Source organism: Pseudomonas peli (assembly GCF_050563605.1).
GTDB lineage: Bacteria > Pseudomonadota > Gammaproteobacteria > Pseudomonadales > Pseudomonadaceae > Aquipseudomonas > Aquipseudomonas peli_A.
The window spans coordinates 1-379 of sequence record NZ_JBNXUH010000152.1; the positions used below are offsets into that span (position 1 = coordinate 1).

The 379-nt window shown below is 66.6% G+C and carries 1 pseudogene; it reads right to left on the minus strand.

Features of this window, described 5'->3' with window-relative positions:
• Positions 1-231: 231 nt before the first annotated feature.
• Positions 232-379, minus strand: a pseudogene (gene prmA / locus ACQ4LH_RS21340) (50S ribosomal protein L11 methyltransferase); the annotation flags it as partial.

A 379-nucleotide genomic window follows, 5' to 3' on the forward strand; every position in this document is an offset into this window, starting at 1 on the left:
GTCATGCGGCGATCCGGCTAAACGAGGCGGCTAGTCTACGCAAGTGCTTGGCAATGCAGCAGCTGTGCGCACTGGGGCGGTTAGCGGCGGACGCCGCTGATGCGCACCCAGCCGGCTTTATCGGCGGTCGGGGGAAGGAGAAAGGCCTCCGTTTAAAAAAACCCCTGGCCCACCGGAGGGAAAGGGGGACGACNGTGCTTGGCAATGCAGCAGCTGTGCGCACTGGGGCGGTTAGCGGCGTACGCCGCTGATGCGCACCCAGCCGTCTTTATCGGCGGTCGGGTCAAGGNATAAAGCGCAGTTCCAAGCCGACGGCACCAACTCGGCCTGCTCGGCTAGGGTGCCCGGCAGGGCCAGGGGCCCGCCCGGCCTGACCCTG